This window comes from Hyphomonas sp. (assembly GCF_965284475.1).
Lineage (GTDB): Bacteria > Pseudomonadota > Alphaproteobacteria > Caulobacterales > Hyphomonadaceae > Hyphomonas.
This window is the reverse complement of the sequence record NZ_OZ260087.1, coordinates 757,587-774,330: the sequence shown is the minus strand read 5'-3', so window position 1 is coordinate 774,330 and position 16,744 is coordinate 757,587. Positions and strand designations below refer to the sequence as shown.

Genomic DNA, 16,744 nt, shown 5'->3' with positions numbered 1-16,744 from the left:
GTGGACGCGCGCCCGGTTCTCGTGATTGGCCGCACAGGCCAGGTGGCGCAGGCGCTGGCCCATGTCGGTGGAGCGCGCGTCGTCTGCCTTGGCCGCCCCGATGCAGACCTGAAAAATCCTGCCTCGCTGGGCCAGGCGCTCGACCAGAACATGCCGGTGTCGGTGATCAATGCCGGTGGCTTCACGCTGGTCGACAGGGCCGAAGCAGAGCCAGATGAAGCACGCCGGCTGAATGTTGACGGCCCGCGCGCCCTCGCGCTGGCCTGCCGGGAACGGGGCGTCCCACTGGTACACCTGTCGACTGATTGCGTATTCGACGGTGACCTGCCGCGTGCCTACCGTCCTGACGACGCGACCAACCCGATCTGCACCTATGGCCGGACCAAGCTCGATGGCGAGCATGCTGTCGCCCAGGAACTCGGCGAACACCTCATCGTGCGCGTGTCCTGGATTTTCTCGCGCTTCGGGCATAATTTCGTCCGGACCATGCTGTCCCTGGCCAGTACGCGCGAAGACGTGTCGGTCGTGTCGGACCAGGTCGGCTGCCCGACCTACGCGCCTGCGCTGGCCGCGGCGCTTCTTGCGATAGCGCAGCGCATTGCCGAGCCCGGATTTGACGCATGGGGCATCTATCATCTTGCCGGGCAGGGCGAGACGGACCGGGCGAGCCTCGCGCGGGACATCTTTGCCTCCAGTGCGCGTCATGGCGGCCCGGTTGCCAGGGTGAGCGACGTGCCGACATCTGCCTATCCGACGCCTGCCAGGCGCCCGCTCAATGCACGGCTCGACATGACACGCACTGCGGATGTATTCGGGATCGACCTGCCACCCTGGCAGGAGGGGCTGGACGAAGCCATGCCTGTCCTCATTCGGGAGATTGCAAACGCATGAAAGGTATCGTGCTGGCTGGCGGCAAGGGCTCGCGGCTGTATCCCGTTACGCGCGGCGTTTCGAAACACCTGCTGCCGGTGTATGACAAGCCACTGATCTATCACCCGATCTCGACGCTGATGCTGGCCGGGATCCGGGACATGCTGATCATCACGACTGGCGAGCATCTTGATGCCTACAAGGCGGTGCTGGGCGATGGCGCACAATGGGGCGTCGCCTTCCAGTATGCCGTGCAGGATGAGCCGCGCGGCCTCGCCGAGGCCTTCATCATTGGTGAGGCATTCATTGGCGGAGGCGCGTCCGCGCTCGCGCTGGGTGATAATATCTTCTACGGCGCCGGCCTGACCGGCCAGTTGCAGGACGCCGCCGCCCTGACGACGGGGGCCTGCGTCTTTGCGCACCAGGTTCCAGACCCCCACCGGTTCGGCATTGTTGAGCTGTCGCCGGACGGCGCGCCGGTATCGATTGAGGAAAAGCCTGCTGAGCCCCGCAGCAACCAGGCCATTACGGGCCTCTATTTCTACGATGCCGACGTCGTCGAGATTGCCAAGGCGGTCGCACCCTCGCCGCGCGGCGAAGTGGAAATCACCTGCGTGAACAAGGTCTATCTCGAACGCGGTGACCTGTCGGTGACGAAACTGCCGCGCGGAACGACCTGGCTGGATGCCGGCACGTTCGACAGCCTCCTGGAAGCCTCGCATTTCGTACAGGCGCTGGAAAAGCGACAGGGCCTGAAAATTGCCTGCCTGGAGGAGATCGCCTGGCGCAAGGGTTTCATTGATGACGGCGCGCTGGAAGCCCTCGCGCGGGCCTACAGCAATGATTACCGGACCTACCTACTGGCCTTGCTGGACAAATCCGCCCAATAAGGCTGGTGTCACCAGACTGGGAAAAAATGCCATGCCTGTTCCCGATATTACCCAGGTCGAGGCCCGGATTGTCGACCTCCTGAATGCGGAGGGGCCAATGATCGGCAAGGAGCTGGCCGCTGCCTTGCCGGAGATTCCCGTGCTTGCCCTCTGGCAGGCCTGTTACCAGAGCCGCGCGCTGCACGTATCCCACTTTGCCAGCTATTACCTGCGCTTTGACATTACCCGCGACGACCAGGTGCGGCTCAGCCCGTCCATCCTGCGCGATTTCCTGTCATTCTCACTGTTCGGCCTGCCAGGCCAGCGCGACCAGATGATCGAGCGCCAGGGAAGCCTGTCCAACATGCACCGCGAGATCAGCCGCGAGAAGATCGCGCTGGCCCAGCAGGTGATGAAGTCGCTCTTCCTCGACCTGCCGCGTGAGATCCGCTCGTCCATGTGCGCGTTCATCGCGGGCGACCTTGCCTATTTCCTCGCTCATAATGAGCCGCGCGAGCACCTTGTGTCGGGCGAGATGGTCAAGGGGTCGGACATCGACATCGTGATCATACTCAGCGACAGCTTGCCGGATTCGCTCCAGAGCAAGATCGACACGGACATGATCGCGCTGAAGAACTATTATTTGCGCCATCCGCAATACCGCCACGAGATCGACTTCATCACGAAGCGCCAGTCGACCATGGAGCGCCAGCTGCAATACGCGGATATCCATGACAAGATTGCCAGCAAGATCGCTTATGAATCCATGTTCCTTGGCGGGTCGCTGACACTCTACATGGAGGTGCGTGACGCCATGATCGCGACCGGCGTCGACCGCCTGATCGAAGCGGATTTCGAGCACGCGCTGAAGGATCGCAAGCATGCCATGCAGAAGCTGCTTCTGGCGCGCAGCGACGATATAGACGAGGAGACAAGGTCGCTCTTCTATTTCTCGCAGGAGCGCGTCGAGTTTACCTGAGGGCTCAATACCGTTCGGCCAGTCCACGCCCTTTCAGGGCCTCAATCACACGGCTGACATCCTGCGCGCGTGACTTGGACATGACCAGAACAGCGCCATCATGCGCCGAAATGACCAGGTCTTCCACGCCAATGACGGCGACCAGCACGCCCTCTCCGGAATGAATTGTGCAATTATTGGCGTCGATCAGTACCGGCTCAACCGGTCCGCTGGATGTCTGCAGATCGCCGACGGCCGGCCATGTGCCGACATCGCTCCAGGCGCATGAGAGCGGCCCGAACACGGCGGCCTGGCTGGTATGCTCCATGACCGCATAATCGATGGAAATGGATCGCACCCCGGAAAAGGCTGCTTCGTCGATATGGTGGACCGTTCCGTCTGTATCTGTCCTGTCGAGCGCCTCCTTTACGCCGCGCATGATGTCCGGGGCATGGGTTTCCAGTTCGGTGCGCATCAGGTCGGCCGGGAAGAGGAATATCCCTGCATTCCAGGAATAGGTGCCATCGGCAAGGTAGGACAAGGCGGTCTCATGGTCCGGCTTCTCGCGGAATGCGGTCACGGCATGGGCCGAGGGTGCGATCTGCTCGCCCGCCTTGATGTAGCCGAAGCCGGTTTCGGGCCGGTCAGGCGAAATGCCGAAGGTCACGATGCGGCCCGCCGCAGCAATCGCTGCCGCCTCGGCAACGGCCTGCCTGAAGGCGCCGGGATTGCCGATGAAGTGATCGGAGGGGAGCAGTAGGACCAGTCCCTCAGGGTCGATGCGGCCAACAAAATCTGCGGCAAGGGCGGCCACCGCCGCCGTGTTTCTGGCGCATGGTTCCAGCAGGATGGCGAGCGGCGATATGCCGTCTGCCTCGAGCTGGTCATTGATCAGGCCAAGATAGCGCGCATTGCTGATGACAATCGGCGCGGCGAGATCGAGACCGTCCTCGCCGGGTGCCAGCCGCGCAATCGTCTGGCGAAAAAGCGACGTATCGGACACAAGGTTCACGAACTGCTTTGGCGTGCGTGACGTTGATACGGGCCAGAGCCGCGTTCCGGAGCCGCCACACATGATTACGGGATAGATTTTCATGGACGCAAGCGGCTCCTGGTGAATGTATTGCGGGCAGTTCGTCAGCAAGACCAGCCCCGGATCCTTATTTCAGAGACGCCCTGAAATATCCAGTCTCGCAAAGGCGCCATGCCCGGCTGAACTGCGCAAGGCCTGTCGCCAGCAGCTCAGGCTGGCTTGACAGCGCAGGGTGGCAAAGCAACGCTTTATTAACGTGGTAAACCAACCATCCGGTCCAGAAGCTGAAGGCCTAGCATCAATCAACTCAGGAGCGCCCTTGTGCCCGGTTACGAAAAGAACTGCAGGACGTCGATCCGGCTTGTTTTGACAGCCGCCTTGCTGGTGCCGACCGGATTGATGCTGGGGGCATGTGCCGGTGGAGGCGGAGGGGGCGGCAGTGCCGTGACACCCCTGCCGCCCCCTCCGCCGCCACCCCCGCCGCCTCCACCTCCCCCGCCGCCGCCTGCATCCTTTCCGAGCACGATTGCGCCGCCGTCCGCGTTTGAAACGCGCGAATACAATGCAACGGTCGGCTTGCCCCTGATCGGCGCGTCGTCGGCCTATGCGATTGGCGCGACGGGGCAGGGCATAAAGGTAGCCGTCATTGATACCGGCTCGATCACCGATCATCCCGATTTCGACGGGGCCACGATCACGACCTATGACGTTTGCGCCAGCACGGCGTGCCCCGGATATGACAGCGCGGGCAATTCGCTCACACAGGTCCGCCAGCCAGGCGATATAGATACTGAAGGCCATGGCACCCTGGTTACGGGCGTCATTGCTGCCGTTCGGCAGGACGATTTCCAGACGACGGCCGATGACAATGTGCCGAACGGGATCCATGGCATTGCCTATGAAGCCTCCGTGCTGGATATCCGCGCCGACTCGCCGGGCAGTTGTGCCCGGACCGGAGAAGATGAGGGCTGCACGTTTGCCGACAGCAATCTGGTCAGGGCGATCGATTATGCCATCGCGCAGGGCGCAACCATTATCAACATGTCGCTGGGCGGCGAGGTTGATACGAATTCGACTCTCGAGAATGCGGTAAGGCGGGCAGCCCAGGCGGGCATCCTCGTCGTGATTTCCGCCGGCAATGATGCAGAGCCGGCCGGCACGGACGATATGGGCAATCCGGTCGACGCCGTTGGCCAGACCCCGTCGGAGCCGGCTTATATCGCGGGCGAGGCCGCCTCACTTGGCCGGGTTGTGGCCGTTGGTTCCATTGATACCGGTCGCAGGATATCAGACTTCTCCAACCGCGCCGGCGATGCGACGAAGAATTATTACCTCCTGGCGCCCGGTGAGGGCATCGTCACGACCGGTCTTGATGACGACATCTCAAATCCGGACCTGCTCACCTGCGTCGGTGCGCAGACATCCGGTTGCAATGACGCCGATTCCGACGGCGACTATTACCGCGTATCCGGCACATCCTTCTCCGCGCCCTATGTGGCCGGGGCGCTGGCGCTGCTGCTCGATGCCTTCCCGAACCTGAAACAGAACCCGGAACTGGCCCTGCAGATCCTGCTCGATACGGCTGACGATTATGTCGATGCGAGCCCCGACCTGATCACGGGCGCGACGGCGGGTGCAGGCGCAGACTCTGTGTCGGGTGTCGGTATCATGAATCTCGCCGAGGCGTTCCGCCCGCAGGGCCAGCAGACGCTCAGCATATCGCTTGACCGCGTCAGCCTGGGCGAAGCACTGGCCCCGTCCGGCGGTGCATTTGGTGACTGGGCTTCCAATTCCGGCGCGTTCAACGGCCTTGTCTTCCAGGACAAGTATGATCGCGGGTTCCGCCTCGATGCCGACGCGACGGCGAAACGCCTGCCTCGGGGCCTGCTCGCATCGCGGATTGTCGACATGAACACACGGGCCGACTGGGCCGCCAGCCAGTCGCGCGCCGTCGCGGTGGGTGACCTCTCGCTTGCCTGGTTCACGCCACGTGTCCAGGAAGACCGTCTGGCGCCGTATCAGGCAGACCCCGTCACGAATTTCCAGGCCGCCTACAGCTTCAATGGCGGCGAGGTCGAATTTGGCCGGGGCGGCGGCATTTCCCGCCTGGCGCCGGATGTCACCTTGTTCAACGAGCCCGGCATCGGCAATGCTTTCTCGACCAGCGGCAGCTGGGCCCGCGTCAGCCACGAGACCGCGTTCGGCCTGACAATGGACCTGTTTACCGCCACCGAGGAGACGCGGTCGCTGACAGGTGTCAGCCTTGGCCGCGATGCCCGGTTCTGGTCCGTCCGGGCCGGTATATCGTCGGCTTCGGACACACAGACCGCGCTGGGCGGCAGCCTGCAGGACCGTTTCGGCGAAACTGACCAGACCGCCATGACAGCCTATTCGCTGGAGGGCCAGTTGAACCCGTTCGGGCGCCTGACCCTGTCATCCGGCATGGAAATGGCAAGCATCGACCTGCCGGGCATCGACAGCCGCGATATCTGGACCAGCCGCTGGTCGCTCGGCGCCGCCCATCCGGTCGGGCCGGGCGCGCTCAGCCTGGTCGTCGCGCAGCCGCGCCGGGCCGAAACCGGCACGATCCGCTTCCTCGCGCCGACCGGTATCGATGACAGGGGGGCCATCGTGCAGTCCGATATCGAAGCGGGCCTGACGCCGAGCGGCCGCCAGATTGATTATGAAACCCGCTACCGGTTCAGGCTGTTCGGCGACTGGACGGGCGAAGCCTCGGCCGCGCTGTCGACATCGCCGAACCATATCAGTGGTTCAGGGGATGAAAGTGTTGCCTGGTTCGCCGTGGGCACGAAATGGTAAGGCGCGCGGGGCTCCTGTCGCTGATGCTGGCGCCGCTTGGTGGCTGCACATTATGGAGCAATATGTTGTCGCCCCAGCAGCCTGTTTCAGACTGCCCGGCGGTGACGCGCGCCACAGCCTGGGTGGACAAGATGCCAAGAATTGGTTCGGGCGATCACAAGATGATCGTGGCGCTGTCGCTTGATGACGACCGGCCCTGGCTGTTGACGCCGGTGCCGAGCAGCACACCCGGCCTGCTCACGCTCGAACTGTCGCCGGGCGGACCGGCTGTACCCGGACATGCGGGCTATCGCGAATCCGCCGGCAATGCGAAGCGTGAGGCAATCAGCATTGTCTGCGGCGGCGAGGAGCGCGCCCGCATCGACCAGATCAGGGTCACGATGTGACGGCCCGGCGCCGAAGCGCCGGGCGCCAGGCTAGTTGATCAGGCGTTTGAGCTCGTCGACAAGGTCGGTCTGCTCCCAGGTGAATGTGCCATCCTTGCCCGGTGTCCGGCCGAAATGGCCATAGGCCGCCGTGCCGGCATAGATCGGGTTGTTCAGCTTCAGGTGCGTACGGATGCCCTTGGGCGACAGGTCGAACAGCTCGCGCAGGGTCTTCGCGATGCGGGCCTCATCGGCAAGGCCCGTGCCGTGCGTGTCGACATAGACCGACAGGGGCTGCGACACGCCAATGGCGTATGAGACCTGGATCGTGCAGCGCTTGGCGAGGCCGGACGCGACAACGTTCTTGGCGAGATACCGGGTGGCATAGGCAGCAGACCGGTCGACCTTGGACGGATCCTTGCCCGAGAACGCGCCGCCGCCATGGGGCGCCGCGCCGCCATAGGTGTCGACGATGATCTTGCGGCCGGTCAGCCCGGCATCGCCGTCGGGACCGCCGATGACGAACTTTCCGGTCGGGTTGACGTAGAACTTGTCTTCGGGCGGGAACCAGCCCTCGGGCAGTACGCCCTGCACGATCGGGCGCACAAGTTCGCGCAGTTCTTCCAGCGTCGCTGAGGCCTTGTGCTGGGTCGAGACGACAATGGCGTTCACGCCGACCGGCTTTTCATCGACATAGCGCAGGGTCACCTGGCTCTTGGCGTCAGGTTCGAATTCCGGACGCTCACCCGAATGGCGCAGTTCGGCCATCTTCTGCAGGATCTGGTGGGAGTAGACGAGCGTGGCGGGCATCAGTTCGGGCGTCTCGTCGGCTGCGTAGCCGAACATGATGCCCTGGTCGCCTGCACCTTCCTCAGTGAACAGACCCTGGCCTTCCTCGACGCCCTGCGCGATCTCGGCAGACTGTCCGTGGACATAGCAGTTGACGTCCAGCTTTTCCCAATGGAAACCGTCCTGTTCGTAGCCGATCTTCTTCACCACATCGCGTGCGGTCTGGATCATCTCGTCATGGGTGACGACGGCGCCATTGTTCGTTCGCACTTCGCCGGCCAGAACCACACGGTTGGTCGTGGTGAGGGTTTCAACAGCGACCTTGGCCGTCGGGTCTTTCGTCAGGAACAGGTCGACAATGGCATCGGAAATCTGGTCGGAGACCTTGTCCGGGTGGCCCTCGGCGACGCTCTCGCTGGTAAATTCAAAATCGTTCATCTTCATGGTGTCGTTTCCTCAGAAGCGGTGCGGTCGGGACTATCGGGCAAAGACAACCGTCTTGCCAGCATTGATAAAAATTCTGTGCTCTGCATGGGCCTTGACGGCGCGCAGCAGCGCGGTGCCTTCAAGATGGCGGCCCAGTTCGATCATGTCAGCCGGGCTGAACGTATGATCGATGGCCTCCGTGGCCTGCGTGATGATCGGGCCTTCATCGAGATCGGGCGTCACGTAATGGGCAGACGCACCGATCACCTTCACGCCGCGCGCATGGGCCTGATGGTAGGGCTGGGCGCCCTTGAAGCTCGGCAGGAAGGAGTGGTGGATATTGATGCAGCGGCCAGACAGGCGCGTGCAGGCGTCATTGCTCAGCACCTGCATGTAGCGGGCAAGCACGACCAGTTCGGCGCCGGTTTCATCAATCAGGTCGAACAGGCGCTGTTCGGCATCTGCTTTCGTTTCCGCCGTCACAGGCACATGAAAGAAGGGCAGGTTCCAGTGCGCGAAGCCGGCTTCGAGCGTCGTATGATTGGACACAATCCCAACCGGCGCGATCGGCAGCTCGCCCCGGCGTGCGCCGTAGAGGAGCGTGTTGGCGCAATGATCTGACTTGGAAACCAGCAGCAGTGTCTTCACAGGCTGGCTGGCCGTGTGGATGCCGCACATTGCGTTCAGGTCGCCCGCAGCAGATTCAAGATCACTCCGCAAGCCTTCAGGCACGTCGTCGCCCGCTTCGGACTGGAACACAATACGCGCAAAGAACTGCCCGGTATCCGGGTCGCCAAAGGTGCGAGACGAGGCGATGAAGCAGCCGTGCCGCTCCATCAGCCTTGCCAGCGTGGCGACCAGTCCGACCCTATCAGGACAGGCCAGTGTGAGGATGTGTTCCTGAACCATTCGCCGCTTTGCGCCGCCTAGTAGCGGTAGTGTTCCGGCTTGAACGGGCCTTCGGTCGTCACGCCGATATAGTCGGCCTGGCCTTCTGACAGCGTGGTCAGCTGGGCGCCCAGCTTTTCAAGGTGCAGCAGGGCCACTTTCTCGTCGAGATGCTTGGGCAGGGTATAGACCTTGTTCTCGTATTCGTCGGCGCGCAGGTGAAGCTCGATCTGCGCAAGTGTCTGGTTGGTGAATGAGGCAGACATGACGAAGCTCGGGTGGCCCGTGGCATTGCCGAGGTTCACGAGGCGGCCTTCCGACAGGAGCAGGATGCGCTTGCCATCCGGGAAAGTGATCATGTCGACCTGTGGCTTGATGTTCGTCCATTCGAAATTGCGCAGGCCTTCGACCTGGATCTCATTGTCGAAATGGCCAATGTTGCAGACGATGGCCATGTCCTTCATCGCGCGCATATGGTCGACGGTCAGGATGTCCTTGTTGCCGGTCGCGGTGACGAAGATGTCGAATTTCGGTGCGGCGTCTTCCATGGTCAGGACATCAAAGCCGTCCATCGCAGCCTGGAGGGCACAGATCGGATCGATCTCGGACACCGAAACGCGCGCGCCCGCGCCAGCGAGGGATGCAGCTGAGCCTTTGCCCACATCGCCATACCCGGCAACGAAGGCTTTCTTGCCGGCCATCATCACATCCGTGCCGCGGCGGATCGCATCAACGAGCGATTCCTTACAACCATACTTGTTGTCGAACTTGGACTTGGTGACCGAGTCGTTGACATTGATGGCCGGGAAGGGGAGTTCGCCCTTCTTTTCCAACTGGTACAGGCGGTTGACGCCGGTCGTCGTTTCTTCGGACACGCCGCGGATACCGGCCTTGGTCCTGGCGAACCAGCCGGGGCTGGCCTTCATGCGCTTCTTGATCTGCGCGAAAAGGAATTTCTCTTCTTCCGAGCCTGGTTTCTCCAGGAAGGCCGGGTCGGTTTCGGCGCGCTCGCCGAGGATCAGGTACATGGTGGCATCGCCGCCATCATCGAGGATCAGGTTGGGGCCTTCGCCGTCCGGCCACTGGAACATGCGGTCGGTATAGTCCCAGTACTCTTCCAGCGTTTCGCCCTTGTAGGCGAAAACCGGCGTACCGTTCGCGGCGATCGCCGCAGCGGCGTGGTCCTGTGTCGAATAGATGTTGCACGACACCCAGCGCACCTGCGCGCCAAGGGCTTCGAGCGTCTGGATCAGGACAGCCGTCTGGATGGTCATGTGCAGCGAGCCGCAGATGCGCGCGCCCTTGAGCGGCTGCGTCGGACCGAACTCTTCGCGCGCTGCCATCAGGCCCGGCATCTCAGTCTCTGCGATGGCGATTTCCTTGTTGCCGTATTCAGCCAGCTTGATGTCGGCAACGTGGTAGTCCTGGGCCATATCAATGTTCCTTTATATGTTTATGCGGCGTTAGCATGACACGCAGGCAAAGGCAACGCAGCAAGGGCCAGGCTGCCTGCAAAATTTCGTTCGGAGATTGCTGGCTAGCCGTTGAAGCCAAGGACCGCATCAATCACACGATCCTGGTCAGAGGGCTCGAGGTAGGGATGCATGGGCAGGGCAAGGACGTGCTGGCTCGCCGCTTCGGTGACCTTGAGGTGTCCCCTGGCCGGGGCATAACGCAGGGCAAAGTCCTGCTCGTGGATCGGCACGGGATAATAGACCATGCTGGGAATACCATTGGCGTTGAGGTGGGCCTGCAGGCCGTCACGGTTGTCATGCTCAATGACATATTGTGCCCAGACCGACCGGCCGCCCTCAATAACCGTCGGAACACCCCTGATCGCTCCACGAAGCCCCTCGGCATACCGCTCTGCGATCACTTGCCTTCGGTCGATCTCGTCAGCGAAGATCTTGAGCTTTTCAAGCAGTATGGCGGCCTGGATCGTGTCGAGGCGCGAGTTCATGCCCACCCGCAGGCTGAGATATTTGGGATCGTGGTGGAAATTGCGGGTCGCCGCGTCCGTCGGTGTGACCTTGCCGTAAACCCGAAGGGATTCAATGCGTTCGGCCAGGGCTGCATCATTCGTGATAATGGCCCCGCCATCGCCATAGCACCCGAGCGGCTTGGCCGGAAAGAAGCTGGTCGTCGCGATATCGGCCCAGTCTGAGGGATGTTTGCCGTTCAGCGTGCAGCCATAGCCCTGCGCCGTGTCGGCAATCAGTTTCAGGTCGAACTCGTCACAAATCGCTTTGATTTCAGGGTAGTTCGCCGGTTGCCCGAACAGGTCAACCGCGATCACCGCTTTGGGGTTGAGCGTGCCGGACGCCTTTACCGAGGCAATCTCCGCCCGCAGGGAGGCAGGGTCCATGTTGTATGTGGCCGCATCAATGTCCACGAAGACAGGCGTGGCCCCGAGCCATGGCACGACCTGCGCCGTGGCGACAAAGGTGAAGCTCGGGCAGAACACAGCGTCGCCGGGTTTCAGTTCCCAGGCCATCAGGGCGAGCGCGAGGGCATCGGTGCCGTTGGCGCAGCTGACGGCGTGGCTGGCACCGCACCATGCAGCCAGCTGTTTCTCCAGTTCGGTCACTTCCGGGCCCAGAACGTAACGCCCGCTTTCCACCACGCCCTGAATGGCCGCGTTGATCTCGGTCTCGATACGTTTGCGCTGGGCTTGCAGGTCTATGAAGGGGATCGACATGGCATGGCGTCCTGGAAGGGTTTCGGGGGCTTTCCGGCTCCCGTAGACCATACCGGCGGACGCGGGCAAGTCACCACGCATTACACTGTGTGACGCCGTGCGGAGGGGGTGTTCAGCGCGTCAGCTTTTTTCCTCGCGCCCCAGATAGGAACGCAGCCAGTCGATGAAGACAGGTATCCCGGTTTCGAGCGGGGTGGAGGGGGCAAAGCCGTAATCGGCGGCAATGGCCGATACGTCTGCATAGGTTGAATGAACGTCGCCTGACTGCATCGGGACGAACTCGATCAGCGCTTTCTTTCCGATTGCCTGCTCCAGAATCTCGATGAACCGCATGAGCCGGACTGGCGTGTTGTTCCCGATATTGTAGATGCGATGCGGCACATCCCTGATGGGCTTCATGGGCTGCAGCACGGTCGCGACGACGCCTGAGACGATATCGTCAATATAGGTGAAATCACGTTCCAGTTCGCCATGATTGAAGACCTGGATGGGATCGCCAGCGAGAATCTTCTCGGCGAATGACCAATAGGCCATGTCCGGGCGTCCCCAGGGTCCGTAAACTGTGAAAAACCGCAGCCCGACCTGATGCATGCCGTAAAGCCGGGCATAGGATTCGCTCATCAGCTCATCGGCGCGCTTGGTCGCTGCATAGAGCGAGACGGGACTGTTGACCGGATCCGACTCGCTGAAGGGAACCTTGGTATTGGCGCCGTAGACCGAGCTCGACGATGCATAGACGAGCAGGGGCTGCTTTGCCGCCTGCCGCACCAGTTCCAGGATCGACAGGTGACCAACCAGGTTGGCCGCGGCATAGACAAAGGGATTTTCGATCGAATATCGCACGCCAGCCTGGGCTGCCAGATGAACCACGACGTCCACGTCCCTGACGCCCGGCAGGGCGACAAGCCCGGCATGGTCTGAAATGTCATGGCGATGAAAGGTGAACCGGGCATGTGTCGACAGATGGTCCAGACGGGCCTGCTTAAGCGCGACAGGGTAATAATCATTGAGATTGTCCAGCCCGATCACACCGATGCCCCGTTCAAGCAGGGCAAGGGACACATAATAGCCAACAAACCCGGCTGCGCCCGTCACCAGTACGGTTTCCGGCTTCGATGCGCGGAGGGGAATGGAGCTCTGGGTGGTCATCAAGGGACTTTCTGCTGGCGCATCATAAGGGAACTCGATGCCTTGCTGGCAATGCGAGTTAAAGCTTGCCCTGCCGAATGGCAAATCCTGCGGCGCAGTGTGCCCCGGCCAAGCCAGACGGGTTCGCCGCTTGGGTTCACGGATTCATGGCAGTGAGCTTTTTCCCGAAGGCGCCATCCTGAAGGAATCTCCCTCAAACTGGGGCCTGTCAGAGGCCATGGATACATCCGGCGCGGCCTTGCGCAATGGACATTTGACTTTCGAGGACACGTCTACCAGAACACGATCGCATGGTCGCCGTCTCTGTCATCATTGTGAACTATAATGGCGAAGCGTACCTGCAGCAGGCGCTCGATTCCCTGCGGTTGCAGACCTTCCGGGATTTTGAGGTGCTGCTGGTCGATAATGCCTCGACTGACGGCTCCGCCGACAACCTGAAGACCGAAGGTGTGCCGGGCTACCGCTTCCTTCCTCAAACCGAAAATCTGGGCTTTGCGGCCGGTAACAATGTCGCTGCAAAGCAGAGCGGAGCGCAGTGGCTGGCGCTGTTCAATCCGGATGCCGTGGCCAACCCGGACTGGCTGGAGCGTGTCATGGCGGCAACCAGGCGCCACCCCGACAGCAACATGTTTGCCTGTGCGCAATACGCGCTTGAGGACCCGACAATCATGGATGGGGCAGGGGATTGCTATCTTGGCTTCGGAATCCCCTGGCGCGGTGGGTTCGGCCTGCCTGCTGAACCGCTGACAGAAGGCGAATGCTTCTCGCCATGTGGAGCTTCAGCTGTATTCCGGCGGTCTGCCTTCGAGGCGCATGGCGGCTTTGACGAACGCTTTTTCTGTTATTGCGAAGATGTCGATCTGGGATACCGGATGCGGCTCGCCGGCGAGCGCTGCGTGTTCCTGCCCGATGCCGTGATCCGTCATGCAGGCAGCGGTATTTCAGGCCGCGCCAGCGAGTTCGCGATCTTTCATGGTACGCGCAACCGGATCTGGACCTATACCAAGAATACGCCACTGCTGCTGCTCGTCCTGACGCTGCCAGGTCATATTGCGATCACGCTGGCCATCCTGCTGCGCGGCGTCAGGACGGGCCGGGCAGGGCCGACATGGCGGGGGATCGTTGCAGGGCTGGCCGGGCTTGGCGGGCTCAGGAAGGACCGCGGTTTCGGGCCGCCCGTGCGGCGCGTCAGTCTCGGCGACCTTGCCTATGCCATGGCGTGGAACCCGAAGCGGCTCTTGGACCGGCGCCCGGTGATCCGGCCGCTGCGGCCACCACGCGTGCCGGCTGTGCAGACTGCCCGGCCTGTCGCGGCGGGGAAATAGACCCATGCCGCAATTCGCGTTCAGTGTTCCGGTCGGCAGCTGGCATCCTTTCCTGGCGGCCAGCCTCGCCAGCCTGAAGGCGCAGGGCCCTGATATTGCCGTAGCGCTGCTCGATGCCTCCGGCGATCCGCGTGTCCGGGCGCTGGCGGATCAGCATGATGACTGGTTGTCCTATCGGCGCCACGGGCCGGATTACGGGCAGTCCGATGCGATCATTGAAGGCTGGAGAAACGTGCCGGGCGACTGGCTCGGCTGGCTGAATGCTGATGACATTCTCATGCCTGGAGCGCTGGACCGGGTGCGTGCACGCCTGGCCGAAAAGCCTGACCTTGATGTGATCTACGGCCATAGCAGCATCATTGATCAGACCGGCGCGATGACCGGCTATCATTTCAATGTCGAGCCGCCGGGGCCGCGCCTGCTACAGGCGGGTATTATCTCGCAGCCGTCCTGTTTCTTTCGCCGTGCCGTGTGTGAAAGCGTCGGCGGGGTGAACGCTGACCTGCACTACACGATGGACTGGGACCTCTGGATTCGCATGTACGAAGCGGGCGCGAAGTTCGACTTTATCGATACGGCCATGTCGATGGTGCTCTGGGGGGATGACACCAAGACGGCTTCATTGAACAAGCGCCGCCGCAGCGAATTGCAGGACATCATCAGCCGCCACGCACCAAAGACGGCGCAATCAGGCACGTTCCGCGCCTTTGTGGTGCATGCCGCCGCCGACCGTGTCTGGCCCGCCAGCCTGCGCGAGCGGCTACGGCGCAGGCTGCGCCGTAGCGGGCGGAGCGTGTTCGGCATTCGCGCGGACGGGCTCGTCCAGCCCGACGCGCTACTTTTCCTTGCCCATTACGATGCCGAGCCGAAAGGCGGACTAGTCCTCGAGTTTGATTCCGATCCGGGCGGGCTCAGGGTGAGCGGCGAAACCTTGGCGGACGATATTGGACGAACGGGTAAGACGGTCGAAATCAAGCTGTCTCCAGCGCTGGCGGGTGGCGAAACCCTCTCACTGCAGCTGACGCCCGAACCGGGCTCGACAGTCAGGTTCCTTCGCGCGGCCTGGCGGTAAGCGCTAGCGCAGGAAAGCGCAGATCGTGTAGTCGAGGCGGCGCGAGCGGCGGTTCTTGATGATCAGTCGCCTGTCGTAGGTGGTGAAAAATTCGATCTTGCCGTCCTGGCCGTTCGTTCTGAACTACCCCCCCACGCGCCCTCATTCGGGGCTGGAGTTTTTCGCTCTTCCTCACCTGGGCGGGCTGGTTTCGCCGAGGTGATCGTCTGCGATTACTGTGCGTTGCGCGCGTCAGACCGCCCAACGATGAGCAAGGTCGGTGGTGATTATAGTCATGTTGCCAATGTTCAAGAACCGTGCGCGCATGAGCGAGACTGTCGAAGACTTTTTCATTAAGGAACTCGCCGCAAACCTTGCCGTTGCGCCGCAGGCGGGCGAGTTCAACTTCTCTACGAAGCCGTTCGGCTGCGGCTTTCCCAGCGCGATATTGGGCCAGGAGATCCCAGTTTCGTTATGTCATTCTAGAATAGCGCGACTGGTCAATTCGTACCCGTAGCACATCGGGAGCCAGCGTTCGGGATGTCATGATCGGGCTCTCAGGTCTGGCCCCAAGTCGAGCAAGATTCCGGAATGCCATTGTTGCTAACAAGCATACGGGAGGCCTACTCATTGTTTCCCAATTGCATCCCGTCCTACCCAGACAGTTGCGTGCAAGCCCGCATGGACTTATCTCGGATAATATTGTCGCCTTGATTTTTCCGGATCTGTATTTCGGCCTCTGGTTGCGCGATAATAGGCAGAATTGGTGATGCCCTCGAATGGTTTTTTCGGGAAGTTCACCGAGTCATCTGTGAGCGCGATGACATTTGTAAATCCCGCAAACTGCATCATGCGTTCGAATAGAGGGCGTGTCGGGTGCCAACCGCTGATTGGTTCCTTGTAGTTCTCCCAGAATTTCGCTGGAAGCACAGACGGGTCGAGCCGGTTGAACATGGCTAGCTGATCACCGGGATGTGTCTGATTCGATATGACGAGGTCCTTCATGTCGAGAGTCGACAGGTAATCCAGGACATATTGCTGGTCCCGGAAATGATATATCAACCCGAGGCAGAGCACGGTATCAAAACGGCCGAGCTTGTGTGCGTCAAACAACCCACCGTCCGACAGGGTGAGATCAAGATCTTCTTCTTTGATGATGCTTTCGAGGAATGGAAGAGCTGGCGCGCGGCTATTTTTGTATGGATCCGGTTCAGCCGCTACAACTGATGCTCCCGCTCGTGCTAACTCCACACTCAAACCCGATGAATTGGACCCGAGGTCCAACACACGCTTACCCTTCCAATAAGAGGTATCCCCCCCTGATACAGCGAGAAAGAGATTTTTGCTTTCCCAGACCCCGGCGAGCAAAATCTCTCCATTGCTGTCGTAAACTGTCTGAACCCCTGTAAGAGGTGGTTTCTTTGTCATACCTGCCCCGATCTTTCAAATTGTCGAACATTCTAGCAGGAGCGAGTGCTTCCTATGACGTCTGTTCACTTAAAA

The 16,744-nt window shown here is 61.4% G+C and carries 15 protein-coding genes; 7 read left to right on the top strand and 8 right to left on the bottom strand.

Annotated features, from left to right (window positions below; translation table 11 throughout):
- Genes rfbD through ACQ66M_RS03590 form a run of 3 tightly spaced genes read left to right on the top strand, consistent with a single transcriptional unit; the run spans window position 1 to window position 2,718 of the window.
- Window positions 1-891 (top strand): dTDP-4-dehydrorhamnose reductase, encoded by an 891-nt coding sequence (gene rfbD, locus ACQ66M_RS03600; RefSeq protein WP_430401926.1) that lies wholly within the window; start codon window positions 1-3, stop codon window positions 889-891.
- Window positions 888-1,760, top strand: a complete 873-nt coding sequence (rfbA, locus tag ACQ66M_RS03595; RefSeq protein WP_430401924.1) for a glucose-1-phosphate thymidylyltransferase RfbA — start codon at window positions 888-890, stop codon at window positions 1,758-1,760. Before rfbD ends, rfbA begins: the two co-directional genes overlap by 4 nt.
- A 31-nt stretch (window positions 1,761-1,791) precedes the next feature.
- Window positions 1,792-2,718, top strand: a complete 927-nt coding sequence (locus ACQ66M_RS03590; RefSeq protein ID WP_350171047.1) for a hypothetical protein — start codon at window positions 1,792-1,794, stop codon at window positions 2,716-2,718.
- Window positions 2,719-2,722: 4 nt separating this feature from the next.
- Here ACQ66M_RS03590 and ACQ66M_RS03585 read toward each other — a convergent pair whose 3' ends face one another.
- On the bottom strand, window positions 2,723-3,793 hold the full coding sequence (locus ACQ66M_RS03585) for a mannose-1-phosphate guanylyltransferase (RefSeq protein ID WP_350171048.1): 1,071 nt from the start codon (window positions 3,791-3,793) through the stop codon (window positions 2,723-2,725).
- A 258-nt stretch (window positions 3,794-4,051) separates the two neighbouring features.
- Here ACQ66M_RS03585 and ACQ66M_RS03580 point away from each other — a divergent pair, with 258 nt between their 5' ends.
- Window positions 4,052-6,550 carry a S8 family peptidase gene (locus ACQ66M_RS03580; RefSeq protein ID WP_430401922.1) on the top strand — a complete coding sequence of 833 codons (2,499 nt, stop codon included), beginning with the start codon at window positions 4,052-4,054 and terminating at the stop codon, window positions 6,548-6,550.
- Window positions 6,544-6,936 carry a hypothetical protein gene (locus ACQ66M_RS03575; protein WP_430401920.1) on the top strand — a complete coding sequence of 131 codons (393 nt, stop codon included), beginning with the start codon at window positions 6,544-6,546 and terminating at the stop codon, window positions 6,934-6,936. The genes ACQ66M_RS03580 and ACQ66M_RS03575 overlap by 7 nt, the downstream gene beginning before the upstream one ends.
- A gap of 30 nt (window positions 6,937-6,966) precedes the next feature.
- Here ACQ66M_RS03575 and metK read toward each other — a convergent pair whose 3' ends face one another.
- The 5 genes from metK to ACQ66M_RS03550 form a co-directional block, all read right to left on the bottom strand.
- Window positions 6,967-8,148 carry a methionine adenosyltransferase gene (gene metK / locus ACQ66M_RS03570; protein ID WP_430401918.1) on the bottom strand — a complete coding sequence of 394 codons (1,182 nt, stop codon included), beginning with the start codon at window positions 8,146-8,148 and terminating at the stop codon, window positions 6,967-6,969.
- A 33-nt stretch (window positions 8,149-8,181) separates the two neighbouring features.
- Window positions 8,182-9,039, bottom strand: coding sequence for a formyltetrahydrofolate deformylase (locus ACQ66M_RS03565; RefSeq protein ID WP_430401916.1), 858 nt, complete (start codon window positions 9,037-9,039; stop codon window positions 8,182-8,184).
- Window positions 9,040-9,056: 17 nt separating this feature from the next.
- Complete coding sequence (ahcY, locus tag ACQ66M_RS03560) at window positions 9,057-10,451, bottom strand: adenosylhomocysteinase (protein ID WP_045696610.1); 1,395 nt, start codon at window positions 10,449-10,451, stop codon at window positions 9,057-9,059.
- Between the two features lie 104 nt (window positions 10,452-10,555).
- On the bottom strand, window positions 10,556-11,716 hold the full coding sequence (locus ACQ66M_RS03555; protein ID WP_430401914.1) for a DegT/DnrJ/EryC1/StrS family aminotransferase: 1,161 nt from the start codon (window positions 11,714-11,716) through the stop codon (window positions 10,556-10,558).
- A gap of 120 nt (window positions 11,717-11,836) precedes the next feature.
- Window positions 11,837-12,865, bottom strand: a complete 1,029-nt coding sequence (locus ACQ66M_RS03550) for an NAD-dependent epimerase/dehydratase family protein (protein ID WP_430401912.1) — start codon at window positions 12,863-12,865, stop codon at window positions 11,837-11,839.
- A 290-nt stretch (window positions 12,866-13,155) separates the two neighbouring features.
- Here ACQ66M_RS03550 and ACQ66M_RS03545 point away from each other — a divergent pair, with 290 nt between their 5' ends.
- Together ACQ66M_RS03545 and ACQ66M_RS03540 are read left to right on the top strand one after the other, a co-directional pair.
- Window positions 13,156-14,190 (top strand): glycosyltransferase family 2 protein, encoded by a 1,035-nt coding sequence (locus tag ACQ66M_RS03545; RefSeq protein ID WP_430401910.1) that lies wholly within the window; start codon window positions 13,156-13,158, stop codon window positions 14,188-14,190.
- 4 nt (window positions 14,191-14,194) lie between these two features.
- Window positions 14,195-15,262 carry a glycosyltransferase gene (locus tag ACQ66M_RS03540; protein ID WP_430401909.1) on the top strand — a complete coding sequence of 356 codons (1,068 nt, stop codon included), beginning with the start codon at window positions 14,195-14,197 and terminating at the stop codon, window positions 15,260-15,262.
- Here the strand turns inward: ACQ66M_RS03540 and ACQ66M_RS03535 are convergent.
- Window positions 15,234-15,632, bottom strand: coding sequence for an integrase core domain-containing protein (locus ACQ66M_RS03535; RefSeq protein WP_430405114.1), 399 nt, complete (start codon window positions 15,630-15,632; stop codon window positions 15,234-15,236). The two genes, ACQ66M_RS03540 and ACQ66M_RS03535, sit on opposite strands and share 29 nt — an antisense overlap.
- Window positions 15,633-15,928: 296 nt before the next feature.
- Window positions 15,929-16,669, bottom strand: coding sequence for a class I SAM-dependent methyltransferase (locus ACQ66M_RS03530; RefSeq protein WP_430401907.1), 741 nt, complete (start codon window positions 16,667-16,669; stop codon window positions 15,929-15,931).
- Window positions 16,670-16,744 lie beyond the last annotated feature (75 nt).